Genomic DNA, 16,168 nt, shown 5'->3' with positions numbered 1-16,168 from the left:
TACAAAAGTATGTGACTAGGATTAGTGAAAGAAGCCAACAACGCTACAGCATGAAGTATGATGAGCGTTTGGATTTTTTAAATAATTCACGTTGTAGCTAGGCGGCAAATTGCGCTAATCCCTAGGAGCATACAAAAGTATGTGACTAGGGTTAGCGAAAGAAGCCAACAACGCTACGGCGTGAAGTATGACAAAAATCAGTGTTCGCGGGCGTGATTGATAGTATATTTAGGCAGCTCCACCACTAAGTCCTCATCCGCTACCATTGCTTGGCAACTCAGTCGGCTTTCAGGTTCTAGGCCCCATGCTTTATCCAGCATGTCGTCTTCTAATTCACTGCTTTCTTCTAGAGAATCAAAGCCTTCGCGCACTATACAATGGCAGGTTGTGCAGGCACAGGATTTCTCGCAGGCATGTTCCAGTTCGATACCGCTACGCAGTGCCACGTTTAAAATCGACTCACCCTCTTGTGCTTCAACTACAGCACCGTCTGGACATAAATCACTATGAGGTAAAAAAACTATTTTAGGCATAATTATATCTCATCCACAGAATGGCCTGACAACGCTTGGCGAATAGATGCATCCATTCGACGCGCAGCAAAATCCTGCGATTGCTTATCCAGTTGTTTAATGGCATTTTCAATTGCGATGGGGTCAGTACCCTCAACCGCTTTAATTAACTCATTGACCGCATTATCAATTTCTGACTCTTCGTTTGGCGTCAGTAAATTTGCATCTTGGGCTAATGCGCTCGTTAAACTTTCAAGCACTCTTGCCGCTTCAACTTTTTGCTCCGCTAGGCGGCGCGCAGTTAAATCATCTTGCGCGTTAGTCATTGAATCTTTAATCATGTTTGAAATTTCATTGTCTGTTAAACCATAGGATGGCTTAACTTGAATTGAGGCTTCTACTCCCGTGGATTTTTCCATGGCGCTCACGCTGAGCAGGCCATCGGCGTCCACTTGGAATGTGACACGAATATGCGCACCACCTGCCGCCATAGCGGGGATATCACGCAGAGTAAAACGCGCTAAAGAACGGCAATCTGCCACCATTTCACGCTCACCTTGTACCACATGAACACTCATTGCAGTTTGACCATCTTTGAATGTTGTGAACTCTTGTGCGCGGGCAACTGGGATAGTGGTATTGCGTGGTATAACTTTTTCCACTAACCCCCCCATGGTTTCTAAACCAAGGGAAAGAGGGATCACATCCAGAAGCAGCATGTCACTGTCAGGCTTATTACCCACTAAAATATCGGCTTGGATAGCCGCGCCAATGGCGACAACTTTATCAGGGTCGATGGAGGTCAGTGGTGTTTTACCAAAAAACGCCCCCACTTTTTGACGCACAAGTGGCACACGCGTCGAACCACCGACCATCACGACATTTAGCACTTCATCCGCTTCTACGCCCGCGTCTTTTAATGCACGACGGCATGCCATTAACGTGCGCTTAATATGCGTTTCAATCAATGCTTCAAATTGTTCGCGATGAATTTTCCCCTGCCAACTAGCCAGCTCAATAGTGGCTGTGTCTGCATCACTCAATGCAATTTTTACGTCAGTGGCAATATTCAATAACTGGCGATTTAAATGGTGGTCACCTTGCAGTGAAACACCAGCTTGGTCGGCAATCCACTGCGCAAGAACGTGGTCAAAATCATCACCACCAAGCGCTGTATCGCCTCCCGTGGCTAATACTTCAAACACACCACGACTTAAACGTAAGATAGACACGTCAAATGTGCCGCCACCGAGATCATAAACTGCGATTACCCCTTCTTGCCCTGAATCTAAACCATAGGCAATTGCAGCGGCGGTCGGCTCATTAAGCAAGCGCAACACATGCAGCCCCGCAAGACGAGCCGCATCTTTGGTTCCTTGACGCTGCGCATCATCAAAATAGGCGGGCACCGTGATCACCACGCCATCCATTTCTCCGCCAAGGGTGTTTTCTGCGCGTTTTGCCAGTGTTTTTAAGATATCGGACGACACTTGAATAGGGTCAACTTGCCCTGTCGCTGTATGGATGAACGGTAATCCGTTTTCACTCGCGGTTAATTGATAAGGCAAATCAGGGTAGCGTTTTTGAATATCAGCCAATGAACGTCCCATCATTCTTTTTACAGAAATAATGGTATTCACGGGGTCTTGTTCTGCAAGTTGCTTTGCATCCCAACCTACACGCTTATCCGTAGTTTGGTAATTGACGATAGAGGGCAGCAAAACACGCCCTTGGCTATCTGGTAGTGCGGCTGCTTCACCACTACGTACCGTGGCGATCAACGAGTGCGTCGTACCTAAGTCGATACCCGCCGCCAATTTGCGTTGGTGCGGCGCAGCGGTCATACCTGGTTCACTGATTTGTAATAAGGCCATAATCGTTTTCTCTTAAAATTCGTCCAGTAACCGTTCTTCGAGCTGCTCAGCTTGTTGCTGTAACTTATCGAGAAAACGCAGCTTACGCACAGTATCAGCGGCTTTTTCCCACTGCATCGCATCTAATTCGTTGACCATTAGCAAGTTTCTATCTTGCTGCATTTTTTTGACGTTCTTCATAAACACCGCCAATAAGTCAAGCGAATTGGCATTGTTTTCGATATTGTCGAGCTCTTCACGTAGCTCAAGTTGTTCCATCAAAAATACAGTATCATGCATAGTATGTTGTTCATTATTAATATCGAAACCATGCAATGAAAGCAGGTATTCCGCGCGTTTTAGCGGATGACGTAAAGACTGGTAAGCCGCGTTGATCGTGGCGGCTTTTTGAAGGGCTTGCATTTTTTCCTGCTCAGAGGAGGCAGCAAAACGATCAGGGTGGTATTGACGCTGTAAATCTTGAAAGCGCTGTGTGAGTTGTTCGCTATCAATTGCGTAATTTTGGGTTAACCCAAAGAGAGTAAAATAATCCATAAGTGCTTAGTGTCTCGAACCGGTTACCAATGCAACAAACACGTTGTTTAACAGTATCAGCTACATTGGTCGAAAATCATGCGTTTATGAAGGCATTATACGTGAAAACTTTCACCGCATCCGCATTCGCTATTGACGTTAGGGTTATTGAATTTAAACCCTTCGTTTAAGCCTTCTTTGACGAAATCCAGCTCGGTACCATCTAGATAAACGATGCTTTTACCATCGACAATGACTTTTACACCTTTATCTTCGAAAACTGTGTCTTCTTCATTGATTATATCAGCGAACTCAAGAACATATGCCATTCCTGAACAACCTGAAGTTCTTACACCTAAACGCAAGCCTTCACCTTTACCGCGATTTTGCAGGAAAGATTGAATACGCAGCGCTGCACTTTCTGTAAGAGAAATAGACATTGCAAACCTCACTTTAGAAACAAACAAGGCAGATGCTACACAATTGTCGCATCCGCCTTCAAATTATTTTTATACCTTTCACCCCGTTGATAAGTAATCACTTACTTAGCGATATTCAACATGTTGGATGAGCGATATTTTGACCAGATATAGGGCGGTAACTTTTTGTTATTTATTAATATGGGTTGCCCTATAAACTGATTTAAACCTTATTTGCTTTGGCGTTTGCTTTTGTAATCTGCAATAGCAGCTTTAATTGCATCTTCTGCCAAAATTGAGCAGTGAATTTTCACTGGCGGCAATTCTAACTCTTCTGCAATCGCTGTATTTTTGATTGACTCCGCTTCGTCTAAGCTTTTGCCTTTCATCCACTCAGTCACCAGTGAACTTGATGCAATTGCTGAGCCGCAACCGTAAGTTTTAAAGCGTGCATCTTCAATAATGCCGTCATCGCTAACTTTGATTTGCAGCTTCATGACGTCACCACAAGCAGGTGCACCTACCATCCCACTGCCGACGCTTGGGTCGCTGTTGTCGAATGAACCAACGTTGCGTGGGTTTTCATAATGATCGATAACTTTTTCACTGTAAGCCATTTTTAAACTCCTGAAACCGTCTGATTAATGGTGAGACCATTCGATGCTGTTAAGATCTACGCCGTCTTTAAACATTTCCCATAAAGGAGACAGCTCGCGTAAGTGGCCAATTGCGCCATGAATCATTTTGATTGCATAGTCAATTTCTTCTTCTGTCGTGAAACGACCTAAAGAGAAACGGATTGAGCTGTGTGCTAGCTCATCATTCATCCCTAAAGCGCGCAGTACATAAGAAGGTTCTAAGCTTGCAGAAGTACATGCAGAGCCTGAAGATACAGCCAAATCTTTTAATGACATCATCAGTGATTCACCTTCAACATAGTTGAAGCTGACGTTCAGAATGTGCGGCGCACCGTGTTCCAAATCACCATTGAGGTAAACTTCTTCGATATCTTTAATGCCATTCCACAGACGTAAACGCAGGCCACGCAGACGTTCAGATTCCGCTGCCATTTCTTCTTTAGCGATACGGTAAGCTTCACCCATGCCCACGATTTGATGTACAGGTAATGTCCCTGAACGCATACCGCGCTCATGACCGCCACCGTGTTGTTGTGCTTCAAGGCGAATACGCGGTTTACGGCGAACATACAGCGCACCGATACCCATAGGGCCATACAATTTGTGTGCAGAGAATGACATTAAATCCACTTTTAACGCACTTAAGTCGATAGGTAATTTACCCACGCTTTGTGTTGCATCCACGTGGAAAACGATGCCTTTGCTACGGCATAATTCACCGATAGCCTCGATATCCTGAACCACACCGATTTCGTTGTTCACATGCATGATAGAAATCAGAATGGTTTCTTCGCGAATAGCGTCAATTAGGTCTTGCATCGCAATTAAGCCATTGCTTTGTGGTGACAAATAGGTCACTTCAAAGCCTTCACGTTCTAATTGGCGACAAGTGTCTAAAACGGCTTTATGTTCCGTTTTACAGGTAATAATGTGGTTGCCTTTCTTTTTATAGAAATTCGCTGCGCCTTTAATGGCTAAGTTATCAGACTCCGTTGCGCCTGACGTAAAGACGATTTCACGCGGGTCAGCACCCACTAATTCAGCGATTTGGTTGCGTGCAATATCAACCGCCTCTTCGGCTTGCCAGCCAAAGCGATGAGAACGGGATGCAGGGTTACCGAAGTTCCCATCCATTGTTAAGCATTGCATCATTTTTTCAGCCACACGCGGGTCAACCGGTGTTGTTGCTGAATAATCAAGATAGATTGGTAATTTCATTGCTCACATACTCCAAAGGACAAGCTAACTTGCCTTTAATTTTCTAAAGACACCGATGGCGGAACTTAGCTCTTCGTCTAGGCACTCACTACTCGGTATCGACTGCAATTTTTAATATAATATTTTAAGCACGTACATTGATAATGGATTCAGGCGTGATGCCGTTTGGCATACTTTTACGTTGTTCATTATCTTGTCTATCAGCCACAACCATCACTTCTTGATTTTTCACGAGCTCATCAAGACTGATGCTGCTAAGGAAACTGGTGATTCTGTCACTTAAGTCACGCCATAATGCATGCGTTAAACAACGGTCGCCGTTTTGACAACCTTCTTTATTACCTTGGCAACGGGTTGCATCAACCGATTCATCAACCGCAGCGATTACCTCAGCAACAAAAATTTGGTCAGCGTCTCTACCAAGCAAATAACCACCGCCCGGACCGCGAACGCTAGAAACTAGCTCGTTTTTACGTAAACGAGAGAAAAGTTGCTCAAGATAAGAGAGGGAAATTCCCTGACGTTCAGAAATATCAGCTAAAGGTACTGGACCAGACTGAGAGTGTAACGCGACATCTAACATCGCAGTTACTGCGTAACGTCCTTTGGAAGTGAGTCTCATAACATATTACTCCGTGGTAAAATATGGCTGAATTGTGACATTCCTGAGTAATTTAGTCAACTATTTACCTGACTATTTTACTCAAGTATTATTCACTGACTTTCACCACGGATTTCGCCTCACTTTTTCGCCCATTTTTCCATCGACGTTAAGATACCGCGCAGAATGTGTAGCTCTTGGGTTTCAATGTGCGCACGAGTAAATAAACGACGTAACTTATTCATAATTAAGCCTGGATGCGCTTTGCGAATAAAGCCCGATTCATTTAATACGCTTTCAAGGTGCACATAAAAACGTTCAACATCTTCAGAGGGGGGATATTCTACCTCATCATCATTTGAGGTCACGGGATTTTTTTCATCCATGGCTAAATACGCCATACGGATCTCATAACTGACCAATTGTACCGCCATAGCAAGGTTTAAAGAACCATACTCAGGGTTAGTTGGGATATACAAGTGATACTGGCATTTTTGCAATTCTTCGTTGGTCAAACCAACACGTTCACGACCAAAAACAATCGCGACTGGCGATTCTTTTGATTGCTCAACAGATTTTACACCACATTCCCGTGGCTCAACCATCGGCCAAGACAACGTCCGCGAACGTGCGCTGGTACCAATCACCAACTTACATCCTTCAAGGGCTTCATCTAACGTTTTGACGATGGTCGCGTTACCAATAACATCGCTCGCCCCTGCAGAAAGTGCGATTGAATGCGAGTCAGGTTCAACAAGAGGATTGACGAGGTACAGATTTGAAAGCCCCATGGTTTTCATTGCACGGGCGGTGGAACCCATATTGCCTGTGTGTGAGGTCTCAACAAGAACGATACGAATATTTTCTAGCATGGTTTATACGTTTAATGAAAAAATTATCGGCATAGCTTAACACAAAATTGCTTATTGTGACGAACATCTATATACTTCTGCTCTCAAGTTTTTTGTTCTTTAACATTCCAGTGGAAAAAGCCCATGCATCCGATGCTTAACATCGCCATACGTGCCGCACGTAAGGCCGGTAATCACATAGCTAAAAACTATGAAATGCCTAGCAATATTAAAGTCACTCAGAAAGGAACGAACGATTTCGTTACTAACGTTGACCAAGAATCTGAGCAATTAATTATTGAAATCATCCGTAAGTCTTATCCAGACCACACAATTATCACTGAAGAAAGTGGTGAATTATTAGGTAAAGATGATGATGTTCAATGGGTAATCGATCCACTGGATGGCACTACCAACTTCACAAAACGTCTCCCTCACTTCTCTGTTTCTATCGCTGTACGCGTTAAAGGCCGTACTGAAGTTGCTGTGGTTTACGATCCAATGCGCAATGAATTATTCAGTGCCGTCCGTGGACAAGGCGCGCAATTGAACGGTTACCGCGTCCGTATTGATGAGAAACGTGACCTTGACGGTGCTATCGTTGCAACAGGCTTTCCATTCAAACAAAAACAACACGCACCTGTATTTATGAACATCATGACAGCGATGTTTGATAAATGTGCGGATTTCCGTCGTACAGGTTCTGCAGCATTAGACTTATGCTATGTGGCTGCTGGCCGTGTCGATGCGTATTTTGAAATCGGTTTAAAACCATGGGATTTTTTAGGCGGCGAGCTCATCATGCGTGAAGCTGGTGGGATTATGACTGACTTTATCGGTGGCCATAACTATTTAGCTTCTGGTAACTTAGTTGCAGGTAGCCCACGCGTTGTTCGCGATATGCTGTCCATCATGAAAGATGAATTATCTGAAGCGTTAAAACGTTAATTTCTCTTTTCGTTAAAGCCCACTTCATATGTGGGCTTTTTTGTGGCCATTTTAAAATAAAATAACACCTTTGATTAAGTCACGATTATTGATCACATCTTGCTCATAACGCTCGCCAATGGAATCAAAATCAAACTGGTGAGTAAGCATCATTTCACTTGATATTTTACCTTCAGCCATCAGTCTAGCAACTTTATTAAAGTCTTCAGGGGTCGCATTACGACTGCCCATCATTGTGGTTTCTTTTTTATGAAAATCAGGATCAGAGAATGAAAGGTTGCCTTTGAATAACCCCACAAAAATAACTTGCCCACCATGACGAATTAAATTAACGGTATTATTCATCGCATGCGGGTTACCCGTGGCATCAATCAATTTTTCGGCTAACATCCCGCCAAAATAGGCTTCAATGACGGCCAGATAGTCCTCAGAAGCAGGATCACAGGTTTTTACACCCAATACTTTTTCAACATGTTGGCGTCTTGCCAAGCTAGTATCAGCAACAAGAACATTTGCTCCATCTGCTTTTGCAATAGCTGCAACGCCAAGACCAATAGGCCCCGCACCGACTACAAGAATGGCATCATTTGGTTTAATTTGTGCTCGTCTCACCGCGTGGGCACTAATAGCGAAAGGTTCAATTAACGCCCCATCGATATCAGACACGCTGTCTTCAATGGCTAATATATTTTTTTCAGGGACATTCAGATATTCACAAAACCCACCATCTTCGTGCACACCAATCACTGAAATTTTTTCACAACAATTGGTTTTCCCGCTTTTACATGCACCACATTCATAGCATGCCACATAAGGCATTACAGCAACACGCTGCCCCACTTTCCATTGTTTTACATCATCAGCAACTGCACAAATAGTCCCCGAAATTTCATGCCCTAAGACACGTGGGTACTGAAAAAAGGGCTGATTACCTCCCCACGCATGAATATCTGTTCCACAAATTCCTACCGCATGTATCTTTATTTTGACTCGCCCAGCCTTAACAACAGGTTCTTCCACTTGCTGGTAAACTAATTTTTTTGGTTCCTGACAAATCAATTGCTTCATATCACCCTCCATCAATTAATCCGTCTTTTTTAATTTAAAAAACATAAATTAGGTATTAAACAACTAATTTTTGTGATTAAATGTTTTCAAATCGGTATTAAATCGGTTTTTTAAACATAAAAATCATAGAGGGATACTGAAGATGGTAAGAAGTAAAAACTTACGTTACAGTTCAATTAATGAATTCCTAGACGCTATTCATAAAAATCTACTGTCTTCGCCATTTCCTTCACAATCATCTTTAGCTGAGATGTTTAATATCAGTCGTACGACGGTAAGACATACGATAGAATATTTACTAGAAAAGAAAATCATTGAAAAACAAGGGAGTGAATATCATGTTTCCCGATACCCTAACAAAAATGATTTCTTCCCCGTTGAGTCTAGCCTCCCCGATCAACAAATCGTTTTATTCGAAAAAGCCTTTTATCAAATGATAAAAGAAAAGGAATTGATGCCAGGTGACACATTTACTGAACTTCAATTAGCTAAAAAAAGCCATGTGAATTCCAGTGTAGTACGTGAGTTTTTAGTTGAGTTTTCACGTTATGGTCTGATTAAAAACACCCATCGCGGCAACTGGCACATGATGAAATTTTCCCGCGAGTATGCAGAAAAATTATTTGAATTCAGAGAATTACTTGAAACCAATGCACTAACACACTTTTTAAACTTACCCGCGGATGACCACCGCTGGATTTTAGCGAAAGAGTTACTTTTAAAACATCGCGCCCTGAGGGAAACCGTCACAATCAATTACCGGGACTTCTCTCAACTTGACTATGAATTACACAGTTTAATTTTATCAGGTGCTAATAACCCTTTCTTTAATCAGTCACTTGAAATAATTACTGTTATTTTCCACTTCCAATATCAGTGGGATGAATCAGACCTAAAAGAGCGAAATGTGCTTGCAATTGAAGAACATATGACCATTCTCAGTGCACTAATTAGTCGTAATGACCTTGTGGCAATGAATGAGCTTCGCCACCATTTAGATACCGCTAAACGAACTATGATCAATTCTATTCAACAAACTTACGAGTAAATCGAACCATAAATAATTTGTTATATCACCATAGGGAAACAATTGATTTTTCTCATCTACTCTTATTTTCATTATTTTGTTTTTATCTGGATTTTTCCTTAAAAAAACCAAATAAACTATAAATAACATTTTAAAAACAAAGCGAAATAAAGAAAAATCAATTTAATATCAATCAATTAAACAAACAACTCCAATCAACTTTAAATTAAAAACTGTTTTTTACTCATAAAAAACAGATTAAAAGCATGAAAAAGCCATTTAATCCACAAAATTGATGCAATTAATAGTGCCTTTCTCTAAATACTTCTAGTCTGAGTCCACACCAGAACACATATACGCATAATAACTAGAGGAATGGCTATGAATTATTACCTGAACCGAAAGTCAATGGTGACAAAGCAATACCCTGAAAAAATTCTTCAATTTGGGGAAGGTAATTTTTTACGTGCATTTATTGATTGGATGGTTGACCAACTTAATGAAAAAACAGATTTCAATAGCGGCATTACACTTGTGAGGCCCATTGACTCTGCTCACCCATCAATCAATAAACAAGATGGCCTATACACTGCCATCACCAGGGGACTTAACGAACAACAGCAACAAGTTGCTGATATTAGAATTATAAATTCAGTTAATAGAGAAATACTTATTTATTCTGAATATGATGAATTTATAAAATGTGCAGAAAATCCTGAACTGCAATGGATATTTTCTAACACCACTGAAGCTGGCATTGTGTATCATCATGATGTCTGTTTTGAAGAAAAACCAGCAAAGAGCTTCCCAGGCAAATTGACCCAGTTTTTGTTCCATCGTTACCAATATTTTAAAGGGGATAAAAATAAAGGCTTATTTATTATACCTTGTGAACTCATTGATTATAATGGTGAAAAGCTTAAAGAATTTGTTCTTCAACATGCACAAGATTGGGATCTGCCAGATGAGTTTGTTACTTGGCTAAATGAACACAATACCTTTTGCTCCACATTAGTGGATAGAATAGTCACTGGTTACCCAAAAAACGAAATTGAAAAATTAGAAAGCGAATTAGGCTACAAAGACGATTTTCTCGTTACTGCTGAATATTTTTATCTATTCGTCATACAAGGTCCAAAGATCTTAGAGGAAAAATTGAAGCTGAATTCTCTTCCATTAAATATCAAAATTGTTGATGACATTAAACCCTATAAAGAACGTAAGGTTGCTATTCTTAATGGTGCTCACACCTCAATGGTGCCTGTTGCTTACTTAGCTGGCATAAAAACCGTCAGAGAGGTGACTTCCAACCTAACCTTTTTGGCCTATGTTAATGAGCTTATCACTCATGAAGTTATCCCTGTTTTATCCCAACAACCCTCTGAGTTAAATCAGTTTGCTGCAGATGTTATTGATCGCTTTAATAATCCCTACATTGAGCATGAATTACTTTCCATTTCCCTTAATTCGCTCACTAAATTTAAAACGCGGTTATTACCCCAGTTAATTTCGTATTCTCAACAACGTAATGCTATCCCCTATTGTATTTCATTTTCACTTGCAGCTTTAATTGTCTTTTATCGTGGCAAATTCAACCATCTGACTATTCCATTGAAGGATGATGAATATTTACTGGAACGATTTAAGGTTTGGGACGAACTCTATGATACCGATATTACGCAGCTCACTTACAATGTGCTCGCCATGTCAGATTTATGGGAAATAGATCTCAATCAAATTGATTCGTTAACTGAGGATATCGCCTTAAAGGTTACACATATTTTACGCAGTGGCACTCAAGCAATACTTGAAGCACGATACACCAAATAAACAATAACTATTTAAAACAATAAGTCCCCCTACAGGAGATACACTTATGAAACTGAGCACATTAAACGGGAAGAATATTCTAGGCTTAACACTCAGCGCCATGTTTTTAATGGGCAGTATGGCAGGAACCGCTTTTGCAGAAGCAAAGTATAAACTTAAAGTCGCTTACGAAAATAACCCTGGAGAACCTTTTGATCTCGCTATTCATGAATGGGCAAAAAAATTCAATGAAAAAACCAATGGTGAAGGTGAACTTATTCCTTACCCAAGCTCACAATTAGGTTCGAAAAAAGATGTCATTGAGCAGATGAAATTAGGTAGTCCACTTATCACTCTCGCCGATGGTGCTTTCTTTTCAGATTATGTTCCTGACTACGGCATCATGTTCGGCCCATATCTAGGCCTGTCATATAAGGATATTTTTAAATTAAATGCCTCTCCTTGGTATAGCTCGCTGGAACAGCAGCTAGACAAAAAAGGGTTGCATGTTGTTTCTAAAGATTGGTTGTATGGGTCTCGTCATATTTTAGCAAATAAAATGGTGCAAACTCCAGATGATCTAAAAGGTCTAAAAATTCGCGTACCGAACAACAAAATCCAAATTAAAGGATTAGAAGCAATGGGAGCTACACCGACACCATTGCCATTAGCTGAAGTTTATACTGCACTTAATCTTAAAATTATTGATGGTGCAGAGAATCCAATTCCTGTGTTATATGGTCAAAAACACCATGAAGCAGCGAAATACTTAATTTTAACTGGCCACGTTGAAAACGTTACTAACTTAGTTATGGGTAGCAAAACATATAATAAATTACCTGAAAATATCCAACTCGCCTTGGTTGAATCGGGGAATGAAGCTGGTCAATACCTCACCGAATTAGTCCTGAAAGAAGAAAAAGAAATTATTGAGAAAATGAAAAGTGAAGGTGTCACTGTTGTTGAAGTTGACCGTACCCTTTTCAAAGAAAAATCAAAACCATTCTATAACGAATTCCCTGAATGGTCTGCGAATTTATATCAACAAACACAAGATATTATTAATAACTAACCATCTATATTGGCGGTTAAACCGCCAATATTTTTAAATTAATAAATGGTTATTTATGACTTTCGCAAGGATCTTTTATGTTTAAATTTCTAGGGAAACTAAGTGATATTGTTTCATCGTTAGCTGTCGCTGCGATTGTCATTATCACAATTCTTGCTGTATTCATGCGCTGGCTGCTGAATGATCCGCTAATGTGGAGTGAAGAGGTTCTCATCATTTGCTACATATGGTTAGTCATGATCGGCGCTGCTTCAGCTGCTGGAAAAAGGATGCATGTTAGCATTGATGCAATTACATCTCTTTTTCCTCAAAAAATACAATTATCTATCGCTGTAATAACGCATATTATGGCCATCGTTGCGTTATCTATTTTTGGCTACCTTGGCTATGAACTCTCTCTAATCGCCGAAGATAAGATCACTCCAATAATCGGCGTTTCTTATTATTACATCGACCTCTCCGTTCCTATTGGTGCATCCATTATGGTGTTATTTTCCGTTCAGCATTTATTGGAAGATATGAGCAAACTGATTAAAGGGGATAAACCATGTCAGTAGTTATCGCCTGTATTGTCTTAATTTTTTGTTTTTTAATTAATGTTCCAATTTTCTTAAGTGTATTAATCGCGTTATTAACATATTTCTTTTCCGCTGGGGATATTTCGCCACTCATCGCTGTACAGCGTATTATTGGTGCTGGTGAGAACGTTACTTTACTCGCAATCCCATTTTTTATTTTGCTAGGTAACTTGTTAAATTACACTGGAATAACAAGCCGAATGTTGAAGTTTACAGGCACATTATCTGGCCACTATCCTGGCGGTTTGGCGCAATCAAACGTTTTGCTCAGCACGATGATGGGCGGGCTTTCTGCATCTAACCTTGCGGACTGCGCTATGCTGTCTAAAATGTTAGTGCCAGAAATGACCAAATTAGGCTATGGAAAAAGCTTTTCTGCCGCAGTTACCGCGGCTGGCTCACTTATTACCCCAATTATCCCCCCAGGGATTGCCCTAATTATTTATGGTTTTGTTGCCGATGTTTCTATTGGCAAAATGTTTATGGCTGCCATTATTCCTGGCTTAATGTGTTGTGTCGCATTAATGGTTGCAATTTATCTTATTGCTAAAAAACGAGGTTATAAACCTGCTCGTGATAAAGCACCGACTTTTGCTGAAGTTTATCAAACAGGTAAAGGGGCAATGTCTGCCTTTTTATTAGTATTAGTCATTATCGGTGGCATTCGATTTGGCATTTTCACCCCAACCGAAGCGGGTGCTATCGCAGTATTATACGTCATCATTATTGGCACGTTCTTTTATCGTGAAATGAAATTAAAAGATATTGCAGCTTCATTCTTAGAAACTGCCCGTTCAACCGCAAGTATTATGCTAATTATCATGACTTGCTCTGCTTTAGCATGGGTGTTAACTAACGAGCAAGTCGCACAAGATGTCGCCAGAATGATGACGAGCTTCTCTGATAATCCTTACGTATTTTTAATGATTGTTAATGCCGTTTTATTAATTTTAGGGATGTTTATTGAAGGGAATGCCGCCATTATTGTACTTGTTCCATTATTAATGCCTACTGTTAAACTATTGGGAATTGACCCTATTCACTTTGGGATCGTCATGATACTCAATCTCGCAATTGGTTGTTTAACACCACCAATGGGCACAGTCATGTTTGTTGCAACTTCAATTACAGGTGTACGCATTGCCGACTTTATCCGTGAAGTTATGCCACTCTTCTTTGCCTTAATTGTGGTTTTATTATTAGTTACATTCATGCCATTCTTCACCACATTTTTACCTAGTTTATAATTTACAACGCCTCTAAAATGGTAGCTAGATATAATTCTAGCCACCATTTTTTACATTTATAATTTTTATAGATTAATTAAAATAAAAACAATCAGAATTATTAATTTCAAAGTAACACAATTACACTATTTAAAAATTTCGTGAATTTATTTTAAACTTAGCTCTTAACTCCCTAAAAAACAATCACGCTAATGACAAAAACATCTGAAGCATTCACATTAATATCTTAATATTCAGAAAACACACTTATTAAGTGTATTTTACAATTTAAAATTAAAAATACATTTTCATTATTTTCATCAATATACAAAAGACGGCAATCTCATTTTTTTATTTTTTAAATTTATATTTGAAAAATATAAGAACTATATCTAGCATGAAATAAGGCAGCTAATTATTAACAGGCGGCCATTCAAAGTTATATAACTTTATTCTACTTGACCTTAATGGGGTTAACTATGTCTAGATATATACTACCTCTGTCTTTACTTTCTTTATCTGTTGTATCAGGTTCAGCACTCGCAGTAACAAACAGCCCTGGAGGTATTATTTCAATCTCAGGCGCTATAAGTGATACTACCTGTACTATTAATGGTGGTAATAGTGCTGATATGTCTATTGCCTTAGATCCAATTATTGCAACTGACGCTGGAACAACGGCAAATACAGTAATAACCAAAAACCAAAAGACATTTGCATTAACATTTTCGAATTGTGCTCAAGTTGGAGGGGGTACGCCTACTGGTACGTTAAAACTGCACTTTTCTTCCAGTAATATCTCGCCTTCTGGTCTATATCTGGTGAATACCACCGTGAATGAAAACGACCCAACGGTTGCTCGTAATGTGGGGTTTAGCTTGTCACAAACCACATCGCCAACTGTTGCTATCCCGTTAAATACAACATTTGATACTGCCCTAACCGCAGCAAATACAACTGGAGCAACAGGTGCAACATTAAACCTTATTGCAAGTTATTATAAAACGAATACAACCGCAGCCCAAGTTGGTGCTTTGCAATCTAACGTCATTTACACTGTTTCCTACTTATAAATAGCGTCTAAGCCAGGCTTTTATTAGCCTGGCTTTACAGGGATATTATGATGAAAAAAGCACTTCTATTATTCGTTATTTTATTTTCCAATAATTTATTTGCCAATGTTATTATTACGGGAACTCGAATTATCTATCCTTCAGATGCTGAGAGTATGGCAGTACAATTATCAAACAATAGTAAAACAGCTTCTCTTGTTCAGTCATGGATTGATAGTGGAGATGAAAATTCGACCCCTGAGAATTCAGATGCACCCTTTTATCTCTCGCCACCTATTGTAAAAATAGAAGGCTCACAAGGACAGCAACTTAAAATAAAAAAAATAGATAAAACTCTACCTAACCATATTGAAAGTGTATTTTATTTAAATGTACTGGATATTCCTAAAACACCCGATACCGCTAAAGGTAAAAATACGATTCAGTTAGCCACGCGATCTCGAATAAAAATTTTTTATCGTCCTGTGGAATTAACCGAATCACCTGACGATGTTATTAATAAAATTAATTACCAATTAAACAATAACACCCTATTAATAAAAAACAACTCGCAATATCACTTTACGGTTGCTGCATTGACAACAACCAATGATAAAAAAAACTCACTGATTGATTCAGGAATGATATCTCCAATGTCTTCTCTTGAGTTTCCGTTAAAACAGGTATTAAAAAATCGTGACCTTGTTTTAGTTTATGTCGATGATTATGGCGTTTTCAAATCTCACAATATTAAACTTTAAA

The 16,168-nt window shown here is 39.8% G+C and carries 17 protein-coding genes; 8 read left to right on the top strand and 9 right to left on the bottom strand.

Annotation, left to right across the window (positions count from 1 at the left end):
* Window positions 1–197: 197 nt before the first annotated feature.
* The 8 genes from fdx to trmJ form a co-directional block, all read right to left on the bottom strand.
* Window positions 198–533, bottom strand: a complete 336-nt coding sequence (gene fdx / locus AABS66_RS16060) for an ISC system 2Fe-2S type ferredoxin (protein ID WP_206082460.1) — start codon at window positions 531–533, stop codon at window positions 198–200.
* Between the two features lie 2 nt (window positions 534–535).
* Window positions 536–2,386, bottom strand: coding sequence for a Fe-S protein assembly chaperone HscA (hscA, locus tag AABS66_RS16055; RefSeq protein ID WP_206082461.1), 1,851 nt, complete (start codon window positions 2,384–2,386; stop codon window positions 536–538).
* Window positions 2,387–2,398: 12 nt separating this feature from the next.
* A complete protein-coding gene (gene hscB / locus AABS66_RS16050; RefSeq protein ID WP_206082462.1) occupies window positions 2,399–2,920 on the bottom strand; it encodes a co-chaperone HscB in 522 nt (173 codons plus the stop codon).
* Between the two features lie 95 nt (window positions 2,921–3,015).
* On the bottom strand, window positions 3,016–3,339 hold the full coding sequence (gene iscA, locus AABS66_RS16045) for an iron-sulfur cluster assembly protein IscA (protein ID WP_047756461.1): 324 nt from the start codon (window positions 3,337–3,339) through the stop codon (window positions 3,016–3,018).
* A 209-nt stretch (window positions 3,340–3,548) separates the two neighbouring features.
* Entirely contained in the window at window positions 3,549–3,935 is a 387-nt protein-coding gene (gene iscU / locus AABS66_RS16040; RefSeq protein WP_206082463.1) for a Fe-S cluster assembly scaffold IscU, read from the bottom strand.
* Between the two features lie 24 nt (window positions 3,936–3,959).
* Window positions 3,960–5,174, bottom strand: a complete 1,215-nt coding sequence (locus tag AABS66_RS16035) for an IscS subfamily cysteine desulfurase (RefSeq protein WP_225819018.1) — start codon at window positions 5,172–5,174, stop codon at window positions 3,960–3,962.
* A 124-nt stretch (window positions 5,175–5,298) separates the two neighbouring features.
* Window positions 5,299–5,796, bottom strand: coding sequence for a Fe-S cluster assembly transcriptional regulator IscR (iscR, locus tag AABS66_RS16030; RefSeq protein ID WP_206082465.1), 498 nt, complete (start codon window positions 5,794–5,796; stop codon window positions 5,299–5,301).
* Between the two features lie 119 nt (window positions 5,797–5,915).
* A complete protein-coding gene (gene trmJ, locus AABS66_RS16025) occupies window positions 5,916–6,647 on the bottom strand; it encodes a tRNA (cytosine(32)/uridine(32)-2'-O)-methyltransferase TrmJ (protein ID WP_206082466.1) in 732 nt (243 codons plus the stop codon).
* Between the two features lie 123 nt (window positions 6,648–6,770).
* On the opposite strand from trmJ, the gene suhB reads away from it, so the two are divergent.
* Window positions 6,771–7,574 (top strand): inositol-1-monophosphatase, encoded by an 804-nt coding sequence (gene suhB, locus AABS66_RS16020; protein ID WP_206082467.1) that lies wholly within the window; start codon window positions 6,771–6,773, stop codon window positions 7,572–7,574.
* A 51-nt stretch (window positions 7,575–7,625) separates the two neighbouring features.
* On the opposite strand, the gene AABS66_RS16015 is transcribed toward suhB, so the two are convergent.
* Window positions 7,626–8,642: a zinc-binding alcohol dehydrogenase family protein gene (locus AABS66_RS16015; protein ID WP_241016771.1), complete on the bottom strand. Its 1,017-nt coding sequence runs from the start codon at window positions 8,640–8,642 to the stop codon at window positions 7,626–7,628.
* 142 nt (window positions 8,643–8,784) lie between these two features.
* On the opposite strand from AABS66_RS16015, the gene AABS66_RS16010 reads away from it, so the two are divergent.
* The 7 genes from AABS66_RS16010 to AABS66_RS15980 all read left to right on the top strand — a co-directional run bounded on the left by AABS66_RS16010 (window position 8,785) and on the right by AABS66_RS15980 (window position 16,167).
* Window positions 8,785–9,690 carry a GntR family transcriptional regulator gene (locus tag AABS66_RS16010; protein WP_206082469.1) on the top strand — a complete coding sequence of 302 codons (906 nt, stop codon included), beginning with the start codon at window positions 8,785–8,787 and terminating at the stop codon, window positions 9,688–9,690.
* Between the two features lie 360 nt (window positions 9,691–10,050).
* Complete coding sequence (locus AABS66_RS16005; protein WP_430225165.1) at window positions 10,051–11,499, top strand: tagaturonate reductase; 1,449 nt, start codon at window positions 10,051–10,053, stop codon at window positions 11,497–11,499.
* A 46-nt stretch (window positions 11,500–11,545) separates the two neighbouring features.
* Window positions 11,546–12,550, top strand: coding sequence for a C4-dicarboxylate TRAP transporter substrate-binding protein (locus tag AABS66_RS16000; RefSeq protein WP_206082471.1), 1,005 nt, complete (start codon window positions 11,546–11,548; stop codon window positions 12,548–12,550).
* A 77-nt stretch (window positions 12,551–12,627) separates the two neighbouring features.
* Window positions 12,628–13,107: a TRAP transporter small permease gene (locus tag AABS66_RS15995; protein ID WP_206082472.1), complete on the top strand. Its 480-nt coding sequence runs from the start codon at window positions 12,628–12,630 to the stop codon at window positions 13,105–13,107.
* Window positions 13,098–14,375, top strand: coding sequence for a TRAP transporter large permease (locus tag AABS66_RS15990; protein WP_206082473.1), 1,278 nt, complete (start codon window positions 13,098–13,100; stop codon window positions 14,373–14,375). The genes AABS66_RS15995 and AABS66_RS15990 overlap by 10 nt, the downstream gene beginning before the upstream one ends.
* Before the next feature lie 458 nt (window positions 14,376–14,833).
* Window positions 14,834–15,427, top strand: a complete 594-nt coding sequence (locus AABS66_RS15985; protein ID WP_206082474.1) for a fimbrial protein — start codon at window positions 14,834–14,836, stop codon at window positions 15,425–15,427.
* Window positions 15,428–15,474: 47 nt separating this feature from the next.
* Window positions 15,475–16,167 (top strand): fimbrial biogenesis chaperone, encoded by a 693-nt coding sequence (locus tag AABS66_RS15980; protein ID WP_206082475.1) that lies wholly within the window; start codon window positions 15,475–15,477, stop codon window positions 16,165–16,167.
* Window position 16,168: the final 1 nt, after the last annotated feature.

The sequence above is a fragment of the Providencia sp. SP181 genome (assembly GCF_050446505.1).
In the GTDB taxonomy this organism is placed as follows: Bacteria; Pseudomonadota; Gammaproteobacteria; order Enterobacterales; family Enterobacteriaceae; genus Providencia; species Providencia vermicola.
This window is presented reverse-complemented; position numbering and strand designations above follow the sequence as displayed.

Bases quoted from the DNA above. Each gene is read 5' to 3' on its own strand.
- iscR (WP_206082465.1), bottom strand. From the start codon at position 5,796: ATGAGACTCACTTCCAAAGGACGTTACGCAGTAACTGCGATGTTAGAT.
- hscA (WP_206082461.1), bottom strand. From the start codon at position 2,386: ATGGCCTTATTACAAATCAGTGAACCAGGTATGACCGCTGCGCCGCAC.
- AABS66_RS16000 (WP_206082471.1), top strand. From the start codon at position 11,546: ATGAAACTGAGCACATTAAACGGGAAGAATATTCTAGGCTTAACACTC.
- iscU (WP_206082463.1), bottom strand. From the start codon at position 3,935: ATGGCTTACAGTGAAAAAGTTATCGATCATTATGAAAACCCACGCAAC.
- suhB (WP_206082467.1), top strand. From the start codon at position 6,771: ATGCATCCGATGCTTAACATCGCCATACGTGCCGCACGTAAGGCCGGT.
- iscA (WP_047756461.1), bottom strand. From the start codon at position 3,339: ATGTCTATTTCTCTTACAGAAAGTGCAGCGCTGCGTATTCAATCTTTC.
- trmJ (WP_206082466.1), bottom strand. From the start codon at position 6,647: ATGCTAGAAAATATTCGTATCGTTCTTGTTGAGACCTCACACACAGGC.
- AABS66_RS15985 (WP_206082474.1), top strand. From the start codon at position 14,834: ATGTCTAGATATATACTACCTCTGTCTTTACTTTCTTTATCTGTTGTA.
- AABS66_RS16010 (WP_206082469.1), top strand. From the start codon at position 8,785: ATGGTAAGAAGTAAAAACTTACGTTACAGTTCAATTAATGAATTCCTA.
- AABS66_RS15995 (WP_206082472.1), top strand. From the start codon at position 12,628: ATGTTTAAATTTCTAGGGAAACTAAGTGATATTGTTTCATCGTTAGCT.
- AABS66_RS16005 (WP_430225165.1), top strand. From the start codon at position 10,051: ATGAATTATTACCTGAACCGAAAGTCAATGGTGACAAAGCAATACCCT.
- AABS66_RS16015 (WP_241016771.1), bottom strand. From the start codon at position 8,642: ATGAAGCAATTGATTTGTCAGGAACCAAAAAAATTAGTTTACCAGCAA.
- AABS66_RS16035 (WP_225819018.1), bottom strand. From the start codon at position 5,174: ATGAAATTACCAATCTATCTTGATTATTCAGCAACAACACCGGTTGAC.
- AABS66_RS15990 (WP_206082473.1), top strand. From the start codon at position 13,098: ATGTCAGTAGTTATCGCCTGTATTGTCTTAATTTTTTGTTTTTTAATT.
- fdx (WP_206082460.1), bottom strand. From the start codon at position 533: ATGCCTAAAATAGTTTTTTTACCTCATAGTGATTTATGTCCAGACGGT.
- hscB (WP_206082462.1), bottom strand. From the start codon at position 2,920: ATGGATTATTTTACTCTCTTTGGGTTAACCCAAAATTACGCAATTGAT.
- AABS66_RS15980 (WP_206082475.1), top strand. From the start codon at position 15,475: ATGATGAAAAAAGCACTTCTATTATTCGTTATTTTATTTTCCAATAAT.